Raw genomic sequence first — 20,719 nt, forward strand, 5'->3', positions numbered from 1 at the left:
CGGCGCGGTTGCGACGTGCGCGCGACTATGCGTTGCGCATCGCGTCCGAAGAACTTTGCGGTGCAAAATCTAGCCATACGACCGCGAGTACGGCCGCGGCGGCTTTCATCCCTTACTGTCGTGGAGGGATGACGCAGAGGCCCCAGGGAAGAAAGGTAAGCGATGCATCGTGCGATCGATCAAGTCCTCCAGCGAGTTCGGGACGCAAGGGCAGACTCTGACCTCAACTACTTCTTCTCGCTGCTCCTCGCAGGTGAGGCGCTGTTTAAGACAGTGACCTTGGGGATGATCGCCGCACTCGAAGATGACAAGGATCGCAATCGCTATCGACTTGAGCACGCTCTCGCTCGCGCTGATGGTCTGGGTGAGTGGGGTCGAGCTCTAGAAGACGCGCTCTCCGGGCCAGCTTCGCAGTACCTCTTAGTAGACGCTCGAACCGAACAGGCAGAGCTCGCGCGCGTTTGCGGCCCTGGCGACTGGCAGTATGAAGCCGTGGCGTCAATGAAAGCCGCGCTGAATGCGCTAGGCATTGAAGGCGAAGAGTTGCCCGCCAGGACCGATCTGCGGCGATGGTTCAGGCTCTTCGTGACTTTGCGGAACAAGACGAGGGGCCACGGCGCGATGCAACCGGCGAAAGTAGGTCGCGGCGCCGGCGACCTCCAGACGAGCATTGATTGCATCTGCGCGAACTTTTCGCTGCTGCGTCGCCCATGGGCAGACCTATTTAGGAACTACTCTGGCAAGTACCGCGTCTTGCCCATGACGGACGACCCGACACCGTTCGAGTCTCTGCGGAAGCAATCACATCACACCCTGCGCAATGGCGTCTACGTCTACTTTGGGAGCTTCCGACGGGTGCCCCTGCTATGCGCAGGCCCGGAGTTGAGAGACTTCTATTTCGCCAACGGTGGACTTGGTGCGAAGCGGTTCGAGATGCTGTCATACCTAACGGATGACAGACTCGACGGTGACGCAGGCGACTACGCTGCACCTCCGGGCACCCTCCCCGCTAGCGAGACAGAAGGACAGGGCGAATTGATCCCGTGTGGCCGGTGCTTCTCCAATGTCCCCGATGCGCTGGAGGACTACGTACCGCGACCGGCGCTCGAAGGCGATCTTCGCCGGCTGCTACTTGATGACCGTCGCCCTGTGGTGACGCTTGTGGGCCGCGGGGGGATTGGGAAGACATCGCTCTCTTTGAAGGTTATCCACGATCTGTATGACACTGGCCGATACGAGGCCGTCGTCTGGCTGAGTGCTCGCGATGTCGACCTAAAACTGACTGGACCGAAGCCCGTGCGGCCGGACGTAGTTTCTCCAGATGACATGGGGCGACTCTATGCGCGCCTAGTCCTTCCTACGAATCAGGTTAAGGCGAAGGGATTCAACGCAAGAGCCTTTTTTGAGAAGCAACTCGAGAAGAATGAACTGGGAGCGTGTTTGTACGTCTTCGACAATTTCGAGACGACGCAGAACCCGATTGACATGTTCAACTGGATCGACACCTTCATACGATCCCCGAACAAGGTTCTGATCACGACTCGCTTGCGCGACTTTAAGGGTGACTACCCGCTCGAAGTGAGAGGGATGGAAGACGCTGAATCGCGCGAGTTGGTCGCTCGCGCTGGCGCGTCGCTGGGAATCTCTGGGACTCTTGACCGCGCCCGCGTCGATGAAATCGTTCAGACAGCCGAGGGCCACCCGTATGTCATGAAGATCCTGCTTGGCGAACTTGCTAGAACGGGGCGGGTTGCGAACGTCGCCAAGGTGATTGCAGGCAACGACGAGCTTCTAACGGCTCTCTTTGAGCGGACCTACGCTTCGCTGGCTCCGTGCGCACAGCGCGCATTTCTCACAATGTGTGCATGGAACTCTTCGGTGCCGCGCATTGCGCTTGAGGCGGTGCTTATGCGTTCCACTGCTGAGCGAATGGAAGTCGAGTCCGGCGTAGAAGCTCTTGTTCAGTACTCGATGGCTGAGTTGCACACCGCACCAGCGGATCAACAGGTGTTCATTCGATTGCCGCTTGTGGCTAGCGCTTTCGGCAAGAAGAAGTTGACCGTCAGCCCACTGAGGACGTCGATCCTGAGTGACGTCGAATTGCTCCAGATGCTCGGCCCGAGTCGAAGTGATGACATTCACCTGGGTCTTGCCCACAAGCTCGAGAAGTTCATTTCTAACATCGCCCGTCGAGTCGACGATGGTCAGTCTTTCGACGACTATGCTCCGATTGTTGAGATGATCTGTAGGGCTTATGCACCGGGCTGGTTGATGCTGGCTCGCTGGCACCTAGGTACTGGCGCGCCTGAAGACTGCGAAAAGGCCAAAGCGGAACTCACACGATATCTTGAGCAGCAACCGGCCGAGGCAGATGCAGCGGAAGCTTGGCGCTTGCTCGGTCATGCGTGCTACAGATTGGCCGACAGGCTGGGAGAAATTCATGCGTTCATCGAGCGCGCACAACTCGCGTCGGTTCCGTTCTATGACGTTTCGAATACCGCGAATCGTTTGAATGCACTTCTGCGCGAACATGAACTGGATGTCGACAAGGACGAGAAGCGACATCTGGCGCAACGACTCCTCGTGGTTCTTGAGGGGAGAAGAAGCGAAGCTACCGCAGATGACCTCTCCCGAATGGCATGGCTTGCCCTTCATACTGAGCAACAACTCAAGGCAGGGGAGTTCACACGCGCCGGCCTTCAACTTGAGCCAGACAATCCGCATTGCGTCGGATTGAAGGAGCGCCTCGGCGTCTAGCGCAACCGAGCAGACACGAGCAAGTGAGCTTCGTTAGTGCACGCCGGGGCAAGCGAGCCTGGTGTCTGCGGCGGCCACCTGACTGCTTTGCGGTGGGCAGGTTCAAACCCGCTAAGTCGGCTCCGGGTCGGCACATGACCTACTCTCTGCCGAGTTCATTGCCGAAGAGCAGCCCTTGAGGTTGGGCGACCCGGAAGCAGTCCCTCGTCACCGGGCGCACCCGACCCATAGCAGACCAGAGCTAGGCGAAGTGCGCCGCCGCAAACCGGACATTCCACGGGCAAGCTGCAAGCACAAAGGGCGGTGAAGCCGTCCGCTGGAGCGAAAGCTTGGGCATAGGCGTCACCACAGCTTCCACCACGGCTTAGATTCTGCCGATGCTCTCCGTCGGGGTAGTGAACTCGCTCGGACTATGGGTCATAAAGCGTCAGGCCATGCTACGCCGCTGACGACTTGAGCAAAGCGCTTACGTGGTTGCCCGTTGCGCCGGACGGCGGGCTCAGCTCCTACACCAGCACGTTGGTAACCTTGGAACCTGCGTGGCCTGAAGCTCCACCTGGTATTCGAAGGGGGCGACGCAAGAAAGGACGCACGTGGGGGGATCGGCATCCCCAGCCTGCATCTGCTGAGGACAAACAACCTCCCCTCGATAGCCCATTCACGACGACGAACGCCACGAGCGCCGTGTCGGCACTCGGCGATGGCGGCGCAGCTGATGGCGTCCTACCCTGCGCTGCGCCCCGAGACGATCACCGCGTCTCAATCTCCAGGACGCCCACCGAGTAGGCGGGCAGCGTCAGCGTGAATTCGCGCGCGATACCCTTGAGGCTCTGCGTCTTCGGCGCGACGCGGGTCGGCTCGTCCAGCGAGTTGCCCGCATCGGGATTGGCCGAACTCATCACGGTCAGCTGGGCCGTCGGTGCCAGTTTGTTCACGCCGGCCAGCTTCACGCGCACGGGCTGATCGGTGGCTGCGCGGCTGGCGAACTTGATCTGGATGCGGCCCGGCTTGCCGGCCTCGTCCTTGCGCGTCACCACCCAGTGCAAGGCCGGAAAGGTCTTGCCGTCATCGCTTGTCCAGTTCGGGATGTCGCGTCCGGAGGACTCCAGCACCACGTCGCCCAGGTGGCTGGAGAACATGGTCTGAACGTAGTACGACGGCGTGCCATAGGACTTCAGCGCGTCGTAGCCGATCATGTTGGTGGCCCATTGCAGGGACCGGTCGCGGCTGTGGCCCGACACCTGGCTGAGATTGGCCAGCAGCGGCGCATAGGCCGCCATCTGCACCAGGTCGGCATTGCGCTCCAGGCTGGCCAGGTAGGCGGCGTCGGCGATCGCGGCCTTCATGTTGGGCATGGGCCAGCCCTGCTGGGTCGCCCACTCGCCGACAAACACCTTCGGGTCGGTGCGCGGGCGCTTGTCGTAGTCGTTCAGATGCTCGTACATCTGCGCCTCGCCCCAGGCGTAGTTGTGGTCGTCGATCATCTCGGGGCGCTGCGAAGGCGTCGCGCTGGCCGCAATCGTCGAGATGAGCGTCAACTGCGGGTACCGTGCCTTGATCGCCTTGTGGAAGATCGAGAAGCGCTTGTCGTAGGAGCCCGACTTGTCGAAGAAGTCCTCGTTGCCGATCTCGACGTAGTGCATCGGGAAGGGCTCGGGGTGGCCGTCCCTGGCGCGCTGCGCGCCCCATTTGGTGTTGGTGCCGCCGATGATGTATTCGATCTGGTCCAGCGCTTCCTGCACGAATGGCGCCAGGTCTTCTTCGGAGGACAACCTCTCGCCGTTGAGGGCGTAGCCGGCGAACACGTCGAGCAGGGGCTCCATGCCAAGGTCCTTGCACCACAGCAGGAACTCCATCATGCCCATGCCGTCGGTCGACCAGTAGTTCCAGGGACTGCGGTGGCCGGGTCGCTGCGCCGGGTCGCCGATGGTCTTCTTCCACTCGAAGCGTTGCCCGAAGGTGTCGCCCTCGACATAGTTGCCGCCGGGAAAGCGCAGGAACTTCGGGCGCAGGGCCCCCATCAGCTCCATCAGGTCCGGACGCAGCCCGTTCGGGCGGTTCTTGTAGGTGGGGCCGAACACCGACACCTGCTGCAGCCAGAGCTTGCCCGGCCGGCTGGCGGTAAGCGTGAAGACGTTGTCCTTGGAGGGCACCACGTCACTGCCGGTGCGCAGCGTGATCTCGAACTTCTTCCAGTCGCGCCCGACGCCGTCCACCCTGCCGGAGACGACCGAGGCGCCGCCCGCCTTGGCCAGCGAGGCCAGCAGTGGGCCGATCTCGCCTTCGGCCTTGGCATAGAAGGACACGGTGTAGGTGGTGTCGGGCCTGAGGGCGATGCCCCAATAGCCGCCGTTGCGGATGCCCGCCGGCTGCTCGGGCGAGGCGCTCGTGAGGGTCAGCGCCAGGCTCAGATCCAGGGCGTCGTTGAGCTTGTTGTTCCTGTCCAGGGCCATCTCGGCCGCACCGACGGCGTTCCAGTACACCGGCTCTTCGGCATGATAGGCGTAACCCGCTTCGCCCTTGAAGCTGCGGTTGCGGATCAGTTCACCGTAGAGGCCGCCTTCGTAGGCGAAATTGATCTCTTCGGTCATAAGGCCGTACATGTGAGGGTTGATGCGGGTCTTGACCCGGTCGGCCGCGATATGGATCTCGGGCGACGACGCAGCTATGGCCGACGGAGCACTTGTCGTCAGTGCCAGGAATGCGCTGGAAAGCGTGCACAGGGACAACAGGTTCATTTTTCTCATGGAAGTACTCAAACAAGGAACTCGAAGTCATGACAGGCGGCATGGAGGCACGCGACGCCGATCAGGGCGGCCCAGGCCCCCACCCAGACATTGGCCAACTGCGCGAGGCGCTGAATCGCGTGTGCGATTCTTGAGCCGGAGCAATGCGCGGCGCGCTGGCAGGCAGGGTGGTCACCTGATATCGGTGGCTTGCGATAATAGTTCGTGCGACGGCCGAACTAACTAATGAAAACACTTAGAACAGGCTTTCCAGCACTGCGCGTTCAACTTCGAACGACGTGTTAATCACGCGACTTGCCGGCGCCGCGGCGAAAACAAGAAGTACGAATACATCGAGCTGCCCTATCGGCTGGGCGTGATCACCGCCACCGCCCCCAATGCCATCAGCATGTTGTGCAAGATATGAACGCTCCCCGCTGACCTTCGCCGGCGCCGGAGCCTGAGCCGAGATCCTTGATCCAGGTCGGCCTCGCCCAAACGTCGAGTCCGACATCGCCGGACCGCGGAAGACAGTGGTCGCGAAAGCTGCCGGTCGCGGTTGGCAGCTCGTGGCCGCGACCCGCAGCTTGTCTCGACCCACAACAGACATTCGCTGCTCGGAAATCGCTGCCTCGAAGCAGCCGGTCGTCCCCTCTACGAATGGCTTGACCCTTCAGCCGGATGGCGCGTGAGCACCAAGGCAGCGGCACGCGGTTCGCGCGTCAGGCACCAGAAACACAACAGGGCCACGACGTCGAACACGGCGCCCGCAACCCCGATCGCCTGGTAGCCGTACAGCTTCGCCAGCGTGCCACCCAGCACCGGCCCGACGGCAGAGCCGATCATCACCATGGCCGGCGTCGCAGCGACCACGCGGCCCGTCACGTCCATCCGCGCGAGCGCACCGAAGGCGAACGTGTGCGTGAACAACATCACTGCAACGAACACCGAAGCCGCCGCGGCAAAGGGCGCGAGGGCATCGCTGAGGGTGATCGCGAGCGCCAGAACGCCTTGCACTACCGGTCCGGCACAGAGCACGATCGTCGCGCTGAGTCGGCGCTCCAGGAATGCCGCCAGGCCGCTCGGGAACATGTTGACGACGCCGATGGCGACCAGCAGCGCCGTCACCGTCGCGGTGCCGAAGCCGCGGTCCGAGCCCATGCGCTCGACGAAGCTGTACACCATTGCCTGCACAAGTGCCATGGCACCGACGCCGACAATGCAGAACCAAACGCGCGCTGGCAGCTTCGCCCCTGATTCACGGAACGCTCGTGACGCCTGTGTCTCGGGATCGGTCGCCGGAAAGCGCCAGGTTGCCAGCAGCGCCGCGATCGCCATCGCCACACCCAGTGCGTGGAAGAGCGCCGCGCCGCCGAAGTGCACCATCAGCTGAGGAGCAGCCCCGAGCAGCAGCACGGCGAAGACGCCCAATGCCATGCCGGAGATCCCGAACAGTCGATGCGGATTCGCGCTGCGACCGATGGTGCCGTGCGTGAAAGACAGTCCAGCGCCGGCAGCGACGCCACCGACGAGATGCAACATCGCGAGCCACTCGAAGCGCCGCGATGCCGCCGATGCGAAGAAGCACACGGAAGCGACGGCGAATCCGACCGATGCAGCCAGGCGCCCGTCAATCCGGTTGAAGCGCGGCGCGAAGAACATGCTGGCCGCCACCGCGCCGAGCAGGAACAGCGTGACCAGACCGCCCGCCTGTTGTGGGTTGAACATGTAGGCCGCGACCAGCGTCCCCACCCACAGCGGCAGGGCCACCATGTCCACCATGCCGGCGCAGTGGCTGGTCATCAGCACGAGGCGGCCCGTTCGGCTCGTCGTCGTCGTTCGCATCGCTTGTCTCCATTGATGTTGGAAGGCGCGGACTGGAAGGCGCGGACTACTCGTCTCCGACCAAGCCTCCGGCCAGTATGATTTCGGTCGTCTCGGTGAAGTGCGCGCCGAGCAGTTGGCACGCGAGGTCCGCATGGCGCGACATGGCCGCGTCCATCAGCCCCCGGTGTTCGGCCGCCACATCGCGCCCGCGTTCATGGGTCGTCTGCTTGGCGAGGTTCCGGTAGCGCTCGGACTTGTCGTAAAGCAGCGTGCACAGCCGCTGCGTCCACGACGATGCACAACCGCCGATGAGCGTCTCGTGGAACGAACGGTGGACCGCCGACCAGGAGGCCGCGAGGTCCGCTGACGTCGGCGGCGGCGTGCGAGAGAGCCGGTGGAAGGCGCTCAGCAGGCGGGACTCCCACTCGATGTCGCCGTGTGCTATCGCCAGGCGCAGCGCCATCTGCTCGACGCGCACGCGCGTCTGCGTGAGGTCGAGCAAATCGGCTCGGGACACCGGCGTGACGCTGAACCCCCGCTGGTCCGCGCAGGCGACCAGCCCCTCAGGCACGAGCCGCGAGAGCGCCTCGCGGATCGCGGTCGCACCGACCTGATAACGCTCGCTCAGCGCCTGGATCGGCAGCCGTTCGCCGGGCAGCAACTCGCCGCCGAGGATGTCGGCCCTCAGCCGCTCGAAGGCGACCGATGTGAGGCTGCGCGCGGACGCGGTGATCGTCGGAGGTTCCATGGTCGACCGGCAGGCAAGGTCGCGATTCGATCCGATCCGCCGGCCGCGCGCATCGTTCATTTGGACCAGTCGACTTCACCGTGGTTTGTCGACGATCGCGCCACTACGATGCGCCGCGTTCGATCGTCGATTTTTCGAAGCACGGTCGACACCGGCCCACATGGAGACAAGCCAATGAAGAGGAGAACGACAACCATCGCCGCCGCATGCGCCGCGTTGATCGCTGCGCCGCAGACGCATGCCGGCGAGATCGACGTCGGAAACCCCGAGGTCGCGCTGCGCTGGGACAACACCGTCAAGCTCAGCACGGCGACACGCCTCAAGCGCGCCGACCCGGCGCTGCTGACGAACCCCAACAACGACGACGGCGACCGCAACTTCGACAAGGGTCCGATCTCGAACCGGCTCGACTGGCTCACCGAGGCCGACGTGACCTGGCGCAAGCAATGGGGTGCGCGCTTCAGTGCCGCCGCCTGGTACGACAGCGTCTACAACACGAGCAACGACAACCCTGGGTTTCCCGGCGGGGCGTTCCCGAACCAGGTCTCGGTGCCGGCCGACGAGTTCACCGACGCCACCCGCAAGGTGCATGGCCGTAAGGCCGAGGTGCTGGACGGCTTCGTGTTCGGTCGCTTCGAACTCGGCGACATGAACGCCAGCGTGCGGGCCGGGCGCCACTCGCTGTTGTGGGGAGAGAGTGTGTTCTTCGGCGCCAACGGCATCGCCGGTGGGCAGATGCCGGTGGATGCCGTGAAGCTCGTCTCGGTCCCGGGCACGCAGTTCAAGGAGGCGATCCGGCCGGTGCCGATGGTCTCCGCTCAGCTGCAGCTTACCGACCGCGTCAGCCTGGGTGCGTATGTCCAGACGTCGTGGGCCGCCAACCGTGTGCCGGCGGTCGGAAGCTACTTCTCGAGTTCGGACCTGGCGATCGACGGTGCCGAGCGCATCCTCACCGGACCCGCATCCGCAGCGCCCCGTGAAGCGGACCTGCGCCCCAGCAACTCGGGCCAGGGTGGCCTGCAGCTGCGCCTGCGCGGCGACGAGACCGACTTCGGCGCCTACGCCATTCGCTTCCACAACAAGACCCCGCAGCTCGTGCCGCGCATCGTGCTGCTGACCCCGCCGGCGGTGACGGAACCGACCGCAGTGCCGGGCTCCTACTACCTCGCCTACCACCAGGGCATCACGGCGCTGGGCGCGAGTGCAAGCCGCACCTTCGGCGACTTCAACGTCGCCCTCGAGGCATCCCTGCGGCACAACCAGGACCTGGCGAGCACCCAGGGCGCCGACACCAGCAGCTTCACGCCGGCGCCGGCGACGGACAACACCGACAACCCCGGCTACGCCGTCGGCCGCACCGCGCACGTCAACCTGTCGACGCTCGCCACGCTGCCGACCACGCCGCTGTGGCGCGAGGCAACGCTGGTGGCCGAAGTCGCCTGGAACCGGGTGCTCAAGGTGACCAAGAACGCCGCCGCGCTGGACCCGAACGGCACGCGTGACGGCACCGCGTTGCGCTTCGTGCTGGAGCCGATGTACCGCGGTGTGCTGCCGGGCATCGATCTGAGCGTGCCGATCGGCCTGGGCTGGGCACCGAAGGGTTCGCGGCCGCTGGCCATGACCAACCCGAACATGTGGGTGGCCGATGGCGGCGGCGACTTCACGATCGGACTGAACGGCAGCTGGCGCGACAGCCTGCGCTTCAGCCTCGGCCTCACGCACTTCTTCGGCGAGCTCGCGACCTTCAACGACGCCGCCACCAACGCCTTCACCTGGAAGCAGGCGCTGCGCGACCGCGACTTCGTCGCCGCCTCGGTGCGCTATTCCTTCTGACCCGGAGCCGACTCATGATCCCGAAGCCCCTGCACTCCATGACCGCGGCGCTAGCGGCCGCGCTGATCGCCGCGCCGGCGCTGGCCGGCGTCGGCGCCGACGAAGCGGCCCAGCTGAAGACCATGCTCACGCCGATGGGCGCCGAGCGTGCCGGCAACAAGGACGGAACGATTCCGGCCTGGACCGGCGCCGCGACCGCGAAGGCCGGCATCACGCCCGACGGTCGCCGGCAGGACCCGTTCGCCGACGAGAAGCCGCTGTTCTCGGTCGACGCGAAGTCCATGGCGCAACACGCGGCGCGCCTGACCGAGGGCACCCAGGCCCTGATGAAGAAGTACCCCGACTTCCGCATCGACGTCTACAAGACCCATCGCACCGCGATCGCGCCGCAGGCTGTCTACGACGCGACGGCACGCAACGCCACGGCCGCGAGCCTGGTCGACGGCGAGGCCGGCCTCCAGCCCAAGGGTGCCATCGGCGGCGTGCCGTTCCCGCTGCCCAAGAGCGGCGCCGAGGTGATGTGGAACCACAAGCTCGCCTGGCGCGGCACGGCCTGGAGCTGGGAGTTCCGCGGCTACCAGCTGTCCGCGGACGGACGCTGGGTGCTCGCCGGCGACAGCGCAAACGACCAGACCATGCCGTACTACGCCAAGGACGCGAGCGCCGACAAGTTCGCCGGCGAGTACTGGATGGTTCGCTCGCTGACGCGAGGCCCCGCCATCCGCGCCGGCGAGGCGATCACCGGCCGCCTCAACCTCGACGAGAGCAAGACATCGTCGTGGGTCTACCTCACCGGCCAGCGCCGCGTGCGCAAGCTGCCCAACGCGTGCTGCGACACGCCGACGCCTTTCTCCGCCGGCATCACGAGCTTCGACGAGGTCGAGGTGTTCGCCACGCGGCTGGACCGCTTCGACTGGAAGCTGGTGGGCAAGAAGGAGGTCTTCATCCCCTACAACAGCAACCGCACGCACACGCCGGCCAAGGATGCGGACGTGCTCGGCTCGCGCTTCCTGAACCCCGACCATGTGCGCTGGGAGCTGCATCGCGTCTGGGTGGTCGAGGCGACGCTGAAGCCCGGCCAGCGCCACACGTCGCCGAAGAGCCGCTACTACATCGACGAGGACTCCTGGCAGGCCGTGATCGCCGAGCGCTACGACGCCAACGGCCAGGTGGCCCGCGTGCCCTTCGGCCTGCCCACCGTCATGAGCGACGTGCCGGCCACGGCCATCGTCACCTGGGGCGTGTACGACCTGACCTCGGGTGCCTCGTACATCAACGGCCTGCTCAACGAGCGCCGCACGCCGTACAAGCCGATGCCTGCGTACAAGGATGTCGTCTTCACGCCCGACGCCATGGCCGGCGAAGGTGTGCGCTGAGCGACTGTCGACCGTGAAGGGCATGTCCTCAGTCGCGCTCTGGCCGACGCGCCGCCGCGTGCTGGCACTCGCCGCGGCAGCCGTGCTGCCGGCGCAGGCCGCCGAGACGGACCGGTTCGGCGCCCTCTCGCGCGCCGCGCGCACCGTGGTGCGGCCGGAGCGGGCCGTGCTGCTGGCCGGCGCGCTGGCCGGCGAACGCGTGGTCGCCGTCGGCGAACGCGGCGTGATCGCGTTGTCCGACGATGGCGCGGGCCGCTGGCGGCAGGCGCGCAGCGTGCCGGTCAGCGTCACGCTCACCGCGGTACGGTTTGCGGATGCCGCCAATGGCTGGGCCGTCGGCCACGGCGGCGTCATTCTCGCGACGCGCGACGGCGGCGAGCACTGGGTGCTGCAGGCCGACGGCGCACGCCTGGCCGAGGCCGCCGCGAGCGCCGCCGCCGGGCTGGCGGCCGACCCGCGGGGGCTCGCATTGGCGAAGGAGGCGGAGCTCCTCGTCAAGGACGGCCCGGACAAGCCGTTGCTGGATCTGCACGTCGTCGATGCGCGTCGCGTGGTCGTGGCCGGCGCCTACGGCCTGTTCTTCGAGACACTCGATGGGGGGATGCGCTGGACCGCGGCGCTGGACCGGCTGGACAACCCGAAGGGCCAGCACCTGTACGCCCTGGCCGTGCGCGGGTCGACGTGGCTGCTCGCCGGAGAACAGGGGCTGCTGCTGCGCTCCACCGACGAGGGGCGCCGTTTCGTGCGCATCGCGTCGCCGTACAACGGCACCTGGCTGGCGGCCTGTGCCACGCGCGACGGCGAGTGGGTGCTGGCCGGCCTGCGGGGCCACGCGTGGCGCTCGACCGATGACGGGCAACACTGGACGCGGCTGGAAGGCGCTCCGCCTGCCAGTCTGGTCAGTGCCAGCGCGCTGCCCGACGGCGGCGTGCTGCTCGCCAACCAGGCGGGGCAGCTGTTCGTCTCTGGCGCCGGCGGCCCGCTCACGGCGGTGCCCGCGCCGGCCTTGCCGCCGCTTTCGCAAGCGCTGCCGCTGCCCGGAGGAGCCCGGCTCGCGCTCGGCTTCGGCGGCGCCGCACGCCTGGACACCAAAGCATGAGCGCGACGACCACCGTCACCGAACCCGGGTTAGTGGATCTCGGGCGCTTCGACCCCCGCTCCGGATCGTTCATCGAGCGCGCGCTCTTCAACCATCGCGCCTGGATCATCGCGCTGTGCCTGCTCGCGACGCTGCTGCTCGGCTGGCAGGCGACGCGGCTGCAACTGTCGGCCAGCTTCGAGAAGACGATCCCCGGCTCGCACCCGTTCATCGTCAACTTCCTGGCGCACGAGAAGGAGCTGAAGGGCCTGGGCAACGCGGTGCGCATCGCCGTGGCCAACCCCGGCGGCAGCATCTACGACGCGAAGTACCAGGACACGCTGCGGCGACTCAGCGACGAGCTGTTCCTGATGCCCGGCGTCGACCGAACGGGCTTCAAGAGCCTGTGGACGCCGAACACGCGCTGGTCCGGCGTCACCGAAGACGGTCTCGAAGGCGGCCCGGTCATCCCGGACGGCTGGCAGGGCCGTCCCGAAGACCTTCAGCGCCTGGCCAACAACATCGCGCGTTCAGGCGAGATCGGCCAGCTCGTCGCGCTCGACGCGAAGTCCTCGATCGTCTTCGTCCCGCTGCTGTCGCGCGATGCCGAAGGCAAGCCGCTGGACCTCGCGAACATCGCCCGGCGGCTCGAGGCGCTGCGCGCCCAGTACGAAGCCGAGGGCGTCGCGATCCACATCACCGGCTTCGCCAAGCTCGTCGGCGACCTGATCGACGGCGTGCGCGCGGTGCTGGGCTTCTTCGCGCTCGCGGTGGTGATCGCCGCGGCGATGGTCTACGCCTACACCCGCTGCGCCCGCTCGACCCTGCTGGTGGTGACCGCCTCGCTGGTCGCGGTGGTGTGGCAGCTGGGCCTGCTGCCCACGCTCGGCTACGCGCTCGACCCGTACTCGATGCTGGTGCCCTTCCTCGTGTTCGCGATCGGCATGAGCCATGGCGCGCAGAAGATGAACGGCATCATGCAGGACATCGGCCGCGGGCTGCCGCGGCTGGTGGCCGCGCGCTACACCTTTCGCCGCCTGTTCCTCGCCGCTCTCACCGCGCTGCTGGCCGATGCGGTCGGCTTCGCGGTGCTGCTGGTGATCGACATCCAGGCGATCCGGGAGCTGGCCATCGCCGCCTCGCTCGGCGTCGGCGTGCTGATCTTCACCAACCTGATCCTGCTGCCGATCCTGCTGAGCTACGTGGGCGTCGACGCGGCGGCCGCGCAGCGCAGCCTGCGCGCCGAACTGGCGGACCGGCGCGGCGAAGCGCGCCACCCGCTGTGGGCCTTCCTTGGCCGCTTCACGCAGCCGCGCTGGGCGGCAGCAGCAGTGGTCGCGGGTGCGCTGCTGCTGGCCGGCGGCATCGCGACGAGCACGCGGCTCGCGATCGGCGACCTCGACCCCGGTGCACCCGAGCTGCGCGCCGACAGCCGCTACAACCGCGACGTCGCCTTCATGAACGCCGGCTACGGCGCCTCCAGCGACGTGCTCGCGGTGATGGTGCGCACGCCCGACGGCCAGTGCGCCAGGCTGTCCACCGTGCAGCAGGTGGACGAACTCGAGTGGGAACTGCGGCAACTCGACGGCGTCGAGGGCACGAACACGCTGGCACTGTTGAACCGCCGCGTGGCCACCGGCCTGAACGAAGGCAGCGCGAAGTGGTACGAGATGCTGCCCAGCCAGGACATGGTCAACACCGTGACGGCCAATGCGCCCCGCGGCCTGTACAACGACGACTGCAGCCTGCTGACGCTCTACCTCTACCTGCGCGACCACAAGGCGGCGACGCTGTCGCGTGTCGTCGAGCACGTGCAGGCCTTCGCGGCGAAGCACGACGGTCCGGACGCGAAGTTCCTGCTCGCCGCCGGCTCGGCGGGCATCGAAGCGGCGACGAACATCGTCGTGCACGACGCCTGGCGCACGATGTTGTGGCTGGTCTACGGCGCCGTGGTGCTGCTGTGCTTCGCGACCTTCCGCTCGTGGCGGGCGGTGCTCGTGGCCGTGCTGCCGCTGGTCGTCACCTCGTTCCTCGCCGAAGCGCTGATGGTGGCGCTCGGCATGGGCGTCAAGGTCGCCACCCTGCCAGTGATCGCGCTGGGGGTGGGCATCGGGGTCGACTACGCGCTCTACATCCTGTCCATCGTGCTGGTCGAGCTGCGCCTGGGCCGCAGCCTCGCGCAGAGCTACCAGCGTGCACTGCTGTTCACCGGCAAGGTCGTGATGCTGACCGGCGTGACGCTGGCCATCGGCGTCATCACCTGGGTCGCGAGCCCCATCAAGTTCCAGGCCGACATGGGTGTGCTGCTCGCCTTCATGTTCCTGTGGAACATGCTCGGCGCGCTGGTGCTGCTGCCGGCGCTCGCCTGCTTCGTGCTGCGGCCTTCGCCGCGGGCGGGGGGCGCCGCGTGAGAAGCCGCTCGCTGCTCCTTGCGCTGCTGGTGTGCGCCTGCACGGTGGCCGCGCAGCCGGTGCCTGGGGCGATTCCGGTTGGCCTGTCCGCCGCACTGTCGGGCCCGGCGGGCGCGCAGGTCCGCGAGCGTGTGGACGGTGTGCGGCTGGGCCTGGCCCACCGTGCAGTCGGCTATCGGCCGATCGAACTGCTGGTTCGCGACGATGCGGGCGACCCGGCGCGTCGCCTGGCCCACACACGAGCCCTGCTGGACGCGGGCGTGCTCGCGCTGACCGGCTACGACGAGGCCCCGCCGGCCCTGCTGGCGCTGCTGGCCTCGGGGGGTGCGCCGCTGGTGGGCGTGGCCCATGGAGCCGAGGCGCTGCGCGAGCCCGCGCATCCGCTGGTGTTCAACCTGCGGGCCGGTTGGCGAGACGAAGCGGCGGCGATGGTGCTGCACCTGGACACCACCGGCGTCACCGACGTCGCGACCCTGAGCCGGGACGACGAACTTGGCCGGTCCGGCCGAGAGGGATTGCGCGCAGAGCTGGCGCGCCTGGCGATCAAGCCGGTGGCCCAGGCGGTGCTCTCCGCCGACGCTGACGCCGCCGCGGTCCGCGACGCTGTCGACAGCGTCTGCCGCGAACGCCCGCAAGCGCTCGTGCTGATGCTCGACGCCCGCCTCGCATCCGGCGCGGTGCAGCAGGCGCGACGCATCGGCTGCGCGCATGCGATCTATGTCGCCAACGACGCCGGCACGCGGCTCGGCGCGGCCGGCGCCGGCGTGGTCGTGCCGCAGGTCGTGCCGCCGCCGACGCGACTGAACCTGCCCGTCGTCGCCGATTACCAGCGTGTCGCCACCGCAGCCCAACTCACGCCGAGCTATGCCGGGCTCGAAGGCTACGTGTACGGCCGCGTGCTGCAAGAGGCGCTGGATCGCTGCGCGCGCTACGTCACCCGCCGCTGCATCGCCGCGGCGCTCGAGGCGCGCCCCATCGACCTCGGTGGCTACCGCGTGCAGTTCGCACCCGGCGACCACCGCGGCTCGCGTTATGTCGACATGACCTACCTCGCGGCCGATGGCCGCTTCCGCCGCTGAACCGAGGATCCGCCGTGAGCCCCATGAGCCCCATCCAGGACATCGCCTTCGTCCGCTACCAGGTCACCGACCTGGAACGGATGCAATCCTTCCTGGCCGACTTCGGCCTGCACACCGTCGCCCGCACGCCGCATGCGCTGTACTCGCGCGCGGCCGGAGCCATGCATCACGTGCACATCGCGGAGCTCGGTCCCGAGAACGCCACGGTGGGTTTCGGCCTGCTGGCGCGCAGCGCAGAGGCGCTCGCCGAAGTAGCGGCGCGCGCCGGCCGACCCGTGGAAACGAACCCGGAACCGGGCGGCGGCCAGCGCGTGCGCTTCACCGATCCGGCCGGCTTCGTCGTCGACGTGATCCACGGCCAGGCCACGCACGCGCCGCTGCCGGTGCGCGAGCCGCTGGCCTTCAATGGCGCCAGCGGCCGCCGGCGACTGGGCCAGCCGATTCGGCTGAAGCCGCAGCCTTCGTCGGTGATGCGGCTCGGCCACGTCGCGCTGCTGGTGGCCGACTTCCCGAAGTCGCTGGCCTTCTACCGCGAGGTGCTCGGCTTCGTGCCGTCGGACACCTACTGGGCCGGCAACGAGGCCAACACGATCGCCGCCTTCATGCACTGCGGCCTGGGCGAACAGTGGACCGACCACCATACGCTCGCGCTGATCGGCGCGCAGGACGGTTTGAGCCGCTTCGACCACAGCGCCTTCGAGGTGATCGACCTCGACGACGTGGTGCAGGGCGGCGAGTGGCTCAAGCAGCGAGGCCACAAGCATTCGTGGGGCGTGGGTCGGCACATCCAGGGCAGCCAGATCTTCGACTACTGGCGCGACCCCTTCGGCCACAAGATCGAACACTGGACCGACGGCGACCTCGTCAACGACGGCACGCCGGTCGGTCACGCCCCCGTGACGCCCGATGAACTGCGCCAGTGGGCCCCGCCCCTCGACCCGGAGTTCTTTGCCTGACTCCGGCCCCTTTCGAACGAGACAACCGACTCCATGAAACTTGCCCGCTACACCCGCGACGGCCGGACCACGATCGGCGCCGTCGTCGATGATCACGTGATCGAGATCGCCACGCTCGATCCCGCCGCCCCGCGCAGCATCCGCGAACTGCTCGCTGCCGGGCCCGCTGGCCGCGCACGCATCGCGCAGGCGCTGAAGGCCGCGCCGCGCGGCACGCCGCTGGCGCAGGTGAAGCTCGAAGCGCCGATTCCCGATGCGCAGAAGTACCTGGCCATCGGCATGAACTACCACGACCACGCCGAGGAGGCCGCGCGCGCCGGCGTGCCGGTGCCCAAGAACCAGCTCTGGTTCAACAAGCAGGTGAGCTGCATCACCGGCCCGTTCGACCCGATCTACAAGCCGCGCGTGTCCGACAAGATGGACTACGAGGCCGAGATGGGCGTCGTGATCGGCAAGCGCTGCCGCTACGTCAGCGTCGAGCAGGCGCGCAGCGTGGTCGGCGGCTATTTCGTCTGCAACGACGTGACGGCCCGCGACTGGCAGTTCAAGAGCCCGACCTTCACGCTGGGCAAGAGCTTCGACAGCCACGGCCCGATCGGGCCGTGGATCACCACCGACGACGAGATCGCCGACCCGCATGCGCTGCAGATGCAGCTGTGGGTCAACGGCGAGCTGCGTCAGCAGGCCAGCACCGGCGGCATGATCTACAACATCTGGCAGCAGATCCACGAGCTGAGCCAGGTGATGACGCTGGAGCCGGGCGACCTGATCGCCACCGGCACCTGCGCCAACGTGGGCATCGCGCTGGGCAAGTTCCTGCAGCCGGGCGACGTGGTGAAGGTGGCCATCGAGGGCCTGGGCCACATCGAGAACCCGGTGCTGCCCGAACCGCAACATGGCGAGCCGCTGCAGGCCTGAGCGATGCAGCGCGCCGTCCTCCGCACCATCCTGTTCGCGCTGGGGCCGATGCTCAACCGCGCCGCGCGGCGCCCCGCGTTCCGCGCCTTCCTGTCGCGCCACGACGCGGTGGTCCAGATCGGCCTGAAGGACGGCAGCGTCGCGCGGCACTTCGTCATCGCAAGTGGCAAGGTGCGCTCTGTCGCCGGCGCCCATCCGAACCCCGCGGTGCGCATGGTGTTCAAGGACCTGCGCACCGCACTCGCCATGCTCAAGCCGGCGGCCGACATGGGCGAGGTGGTGCACGCGGCCAAGAACTTCAAGGTCATGGTGATGGGGCCCGACACGCTGTGCACCTGGTTATTGCAGCTGATGAACCTGTCGCAGACCTCGGCCTTGAAGATGGGCACGCCGCTGCCGGATGGCTGCACCCGCTACACGATGATGACCAACGGCGGGCCGCTGTTCGTGCACGTCAAGGCGGGGCGCATCGTGCGGCTGGTGCCCATCGAGTTCGATGCGCGGGACGGTGCCAGCTGGTCCGTGACGGCGCGCGGCCGGCGCTTCACGCCGCGCCGCCTCGCCACGGTCGCCTCGCACGCGCTGGCGCTGAAGTCGGCGGTGTACTCGCCCGACCGCATCCTCACGCCGATGAAGCGCGTCGACTTCGACCCCGACGGCGAGCGCAATCCGCACAACCGCGGCAAGAGCGGCTACGTGCCGATCTCGTGGGACGAGGCGCTCGACCTCGTCGCCCGGGAGATCGTGCGGCAGAAGCAGGTCCACGGCGCCGGCGCGATGACGCTGGCCCACGGTTCGCACCACCAGTGGGGCAACGTGGGCTACTACCTCAGCGCGCTGCTGCGCTTCGGCAACCTGATCGGCTTCACGCGCGTGGCGGCCAACCCCGACAGCTGGGAAGGCTGGTACTGGGGCGCCATGCACCACTGGGGCCATGCGCAGCGCGTGGGCATCGCCGGCAGCTACGGCACGGTGGAGGATTGCCTGCAGGAAGCCGAGCTGATGGTGTTCTGGTCCAGCGACCCGGAATCGACGCGCGGCGCGTATTCGGCCCACGAGGGCACCGAGCGGCGCCAGTGGGCGCGCGAGCTCGGCATCGAGTTCGTGCACATCGACCCGCACCTGAACCCGACCGCGGCGTGGCTGGGCGGGCGCTGGGTGCCCATCAAGCCCGGCACCGATGCCGCATTGGCACAGGCGATCATGCAGGTGTGGGTTGCCGAGGACCTCTACGACAAGGACTACGTGGCCCAGCGCACCACGGGCTTCGACACCTGGCGCGACCACCTGATGGGCGTGGACGACGGCGTGGCCAAGACGCCCGAGTGGCAGGAATCGGAGACCGGCGTGCCGGCCAAGGACGCGCGCGCCCTGGCGCGCCTGATGGCGCGCAAGAAGCTGTATCTCGCCGCGGGTGCGGCCGGGGGCGGTTTCGGCGGCGCCGGGCGCGGCGCCACCGGCGCCCAGTGGGCGCGCTGCATGGTGATGCTGATGGCGATGCGCGGCCTCGGCAAGCCGGGCATCAACTTCGGCAACCTCGAGGCGGGGGCCCCGCTCGACCTGGAGTTCTACTTCCCCGGCTACGCCGACGGCGGCATCTCCGGCGAACTGAACTGGAACGGCAACGCGGTCAACAACTACCAGAAGATGCCGCATGTCATCACCGTCAACCCAGTGCGGCAGCTGGTGCCCAAGCAGAAGTTCCCCGAGGCCATCCTCGAGGGCCGCGCGACCGGCTACCTGTGGGACGGCCTGGCCACCGAGATCCAGTTCACGCCCTTCGAGTACCCGATGCCGGGCTACCCCCGCATCCACATGATCTACAAGTACGGCGGCTCGTGGTTCAGCACGCTGACCGAATCGAAGCGCATGGAGGCCGCCTACCGCCACGAGAGCATCGAGTTCGTCGTCAACCAGTCGATCTGGATGGAAGGCGAAGCCCAGTTCGCCGACGTGATCCTGCCGGCGTGCACGCAGTTCGAGCGCTACGACATCGGCGAATGGTGCAACGGCGGCGGCTACCTCCCGCACGGCTTCAACAACGTGAACCACCGCGTCGTCGCGCTGCAGCACAAGTGCATCGAGCCATTGGGCGAATCCAAGTCCGACTACGAGATCTTCAGCCTGATCCTGCAGCGCCTGGGCCTGGGCGCGATGTTCACCGAAGGCTGCAGCGAGCTCGACTGGTGCAAGCGTGTCTTCGAATCCTCCGACGTCGCGCAGCACATCTCCTGGGCGGAGTTCTGCCGCAAGGGCTACTACGTCGTGCCGGCCGAGCAGGAGCCGCTGCGCTCGCCGGTGCTGCTGCGCTGGTTCGCCGAAGGCCGCATGAAGGACATTGCCGAGGCGCAGCCGCTGCCCTCGCAGTGGGCCGGCGAGTTCGGCAAGGGACTGCAGACGCCCAGCGGCAAGCTGGAGTTCATGCCCACCACGCTGGCACGCCACGATGCGCACAACCCCGAGCGGCCGGTGCTCAACCGCTACATGCCGTCGTGGGAAGGGCCGCGCAGCGAGCATGCGCGCACCTGGCCGCTGCAGCTCATCGCCACGCACTCGCGCTACAGCTTCCACACCCACGTCGACGGCAAGGGCGGTTTCCTCGACGACGTGGAGGACCATCGCGTGCGCATCGCCGGGCATCCGTACTGGGTGCTGCGGATGAACGCGGCCGACGCTGCCGCCCGCGGCATCGCCCACCACGACCTGGTGAAGGTGCACAACGCGCGCGGCGCGGTGGTGTGCGCCGCCGACGTGTCGCCCCTGGTGGCGCCCGGCGTGGTGAAGTCCTTCGAGTCCAGTGCGCGCTACACGCCGGTGCAATCCGACCAGGGCGTGGTCGACATCGGTGGGAGTCTCAACGTGCTCGTCCCCTCGCGCACCGCGATGCAGGGCACGCACAGCATGGCGCCGAACGCCTGCATGGTGCAGGTCGAGAAATGGACCGGCCGCCTCGGGCAGCCGGTGTCGGCCGCCCACCCCCTGGTCGAAGCCACCGCCTGAGGCCGGACGC

Annotated in this window: 12 protein-coding genes; 9 read left to right on the forward strand and 3 right to left on the reverse strand. The window is 67.4% G+C overall.

Going from position 1 to position 20,719, the window contains the following annotated elements; genetic code table 11:
• The first annotated feature begins 162 nt into the window (after positions 1-162).
• A complete protein-coding gene (locus tag ACS5PM_RS19490) occupies positions 163-2,757 on the forward strand; it encodes an NB-ARC domain-containing protein (protein ID WP_439389335.1) in 2,595 nt (864 codons plus the stop codon).
• 749 nt (positions 2,758-3,506) lie between these two features.
• Here the strand turns inward: ACS5PM_RS19490 and ACS5PM_RS19495 are convergent.
• From ACS5PM_RS19495 to ACS5PM_RS19505, 3 genes are all read right to left on the reverse strand, one after another.
• Entirely contained in the window at positions 3,507-5,495 is a 1,989-nt protein-coding gene (locus ACS5PM_RS19495) for an alpha-L-arabinofuranosidase family protein (RefSeq protein WP_439389336.1), read from the reverse strand.
• Positions 5,496-6,137: 642 nt separating this feature from the next.
• Entirely contained in the window at positions 6,138-7,328 is a 1,191-nt protein-coding gene (locus ACS5PM_RS19500; protein WP_439389337.1) for an MFS transporter, read from the reverse strand.
• Positions 7,329-7,374: 46 nt separating this feature from the next.
• Positions 7,375-8,118 (reverse strand): GntR family transcriptional regulator, encoded by a 744-nt coding sequence (locus ACS5PM_RS19505; RefSeq protein WP_439389338.1) that lies wholly within the window; start codon positions 8,116-8,118, stop codon positions 7,375-7,377.
• Between the two features lie 114 nt (positions 8,119-8,232).
• Here ACS5PM_RS19505 and ACS5PM_RS19510 point away from each other — a divergent pair, with 114 nt between their 5' ends.
• Genes ACS5PM_RS19510 through ACS5PM_RS19545 form a run of 8 tightly spaced genes read left to right on the forward strand, consistent with a single transcriptional unit; the run spans position 8,233 to position 20,709 of the window.
• Complete coding sequence (locus ACS5PM_RS19510) at positions 8,233-9,891, forward strand: DUF1302 domain-containing protein (protein WP_439389339.1); 1,659 nt, start codon at positions 8,233-8,235, stop codon at positions 9,889-9,891.
• Positions 9,892-9,905: 14 nt separating this feature from the next.
• Positions 9,906-11,267, forward strand: a complete 1,362-nt coding sequence (locus ACS5PM_RS19515; RefSeq protein ID WP_439389340.1) for a DUF1329 domain-containing protein — start codon at positions 9,906-9,908, stop codon at positions 11,265-11,267.
• 22 nt (positions 11,268-11,289) lie between these two features.
• A complete protein-coding gene (locus ACS5PM_RS19520) occupies positions 11,290-12,366 on the forward strand; it encodes a WD40/YVTN/BNR-like repeat-containing protein (RefSeq protein ID WP_439389341.1) in 1,077 nt (358 codons plus the stop codon).
• Positions 12,363-14,756, forward strand: a complete 2,394-nt coding sequence (locus tag ACS5PM_RS19525) for an efflux RND transporter permease subunit (RefSeq protein ID WP_439389342.1) — start codon at positions 12,363-12,365, stop codon at positions 14,754-14,756. The genes ACS5PM_RS19520 and ACS5PM_RS19525 overlap by 4 nt, the downstream gene beginning before the upstream one ends.
• Positions 14,753-15,835 carry an ABC transporter substrate-binding protein gene (locus ACS5PM_RS19530; RefSeq protein WP_439389343.1) on the forward strand — a complete coding sequence of 361 codons (1,083 nt, stop codon included), beginning with the start codon at positions 14,753-14,755 and terminating at the stop codon, positions 15,833-15,835. The genes ACS5PM_RS19525 and ACS5PM_RS19530 overlap by 4 nt, the downstream gene beginning before the upstream one ends.
• Positions 15,836-15,858: 23 nt before the next feature.
• Complete coding sequence (locus ACS5PM_RS19535; protein WP_439389344.1) at positions 15,859-16,791, forward strand: VOC family protein; 933 nt, start codon at positions 15,859-15,861, stop codon at positions 16,789-16,791.
• Between the two features lie 33 nt (positions 16,792-16,824).
• Entirely contained in the window at positions 16,825-17,709 is an 885-nt protein-coding gene (locus tag ACS5PM_RS19540) for a fumarylacetoacetate hydrolase family protein (RefSeq protein WP_439389345.1), read from the forward strand.
• Positions 17,710-17,712: 3 nt separating this feature from the next.
• Positions 17,713-20,709, forward strand: a complete 2,997-nt coding sequence (locus tag ACS5PM_RS19545) for a molybdopterin-dependent oxidoreductase (RefSeq protein ID WP_439389346.1) — start codon at positions 17,713-17,715, stop codon at positions 20,707-20,709.
• Positions 20,710-20,719 lie beyond the last annotated feature (10 nt).

The sequence above is a fragment of the Ideonella flava genome (genome assembly GCF_051857595.1).
GTDB lineage: Bacteria > Pseudomonadota > Gammaproteobacteria > Burkholderiales > Burkholderiaceae_C > Ideonella.

What these genes read in the sequence shown, in the direction of transcription:
- ACS5PM_RS19515 (WP_439389340.1), top strand. Translation starts at nt 9,906, where the DNA reads ATGATCCCGAAGCCCCTGCACTCCATGACCGCGGCGCTAGCGGCCGCG.
- ACS5PM_RS19490 (WP_439389335.1), top strand. Translation starts at nt 163, where the DNA reads ATGCATCGTGCGATCGATCAAGTCCTCCAGCGAGTTCGGGACGCAAGG.
- ACS5PM_RS19535 (WP_439389344.1), top strand. Translation starts at nt 15,859, where the DNA reads ATGAGCCCCATCCAGGACATCGCCTTCGTCCGCTACCAGGTCACCGAC.
- ACS5PM_RS19495 (WP_439389336.1), bottom strand. Translation starts at nt 5,495, where the DNA reads ATGAACCTGTTGTCCCTGTGCACGCTTTCCAGCGCATTCCTGGCACTG.
- ACS5PM_RS19540 (WP_439389345.1), top strand. Translation starts at nt 16,825, where the DNA reads ATGAAACTTGCCCGCTACACCCGCGACGGCCGGACCACGATCGGCGCC.
- ACS5PM_RS19520 (WP_439389341.1), top strand. Translation starts at nt 11,290, where the DNA reads ATGTCCTCAGTCGCGCTCTGGCCGACGCGCCGCCGCGTGCTGGCACTC.
- ACS5PM_RS19500 (WP_439389337.1), bottom strand. Translation starts at nt 7,328, where the DNA reads ATGCGAACGACGACGACGAGCCGAACGGGCCGCCTCGTGCTGATGACC.
- ACS5PM_RS19525 (WP_439389342.1), top strand. Translation starts at nt 12,363, where the DNA reads ATGAGCGCGACGACCACCGTCACCGAACCCGGGTTAGTGGATCTCGGG.
- ACS5PM_RS19505 (WP_439389338.1), bottom strand. Translation starts at nt 8,118, where the DNA reads ATGAACGATGCGCGCGGCCGGCGGATCGGATCGAATCGCGACCTTGCC.
- ACS5PM_RS19545 (WP_439389346.1), top strand. Translation starts at nt 17,713, where the DNA reads ATGCAGCGCGCCGTCCTCCGCACCATCCTGTTCGCGCTGGGGCCGATG.
- ACS5PM_RS19510 (WP_439389339.1), top strand. Translation starts at nt 8,233, where the DNA reads ATGAAGAGGAGAACGACAACCATCGCCGCCGCATGCGCCGCGTTGATC.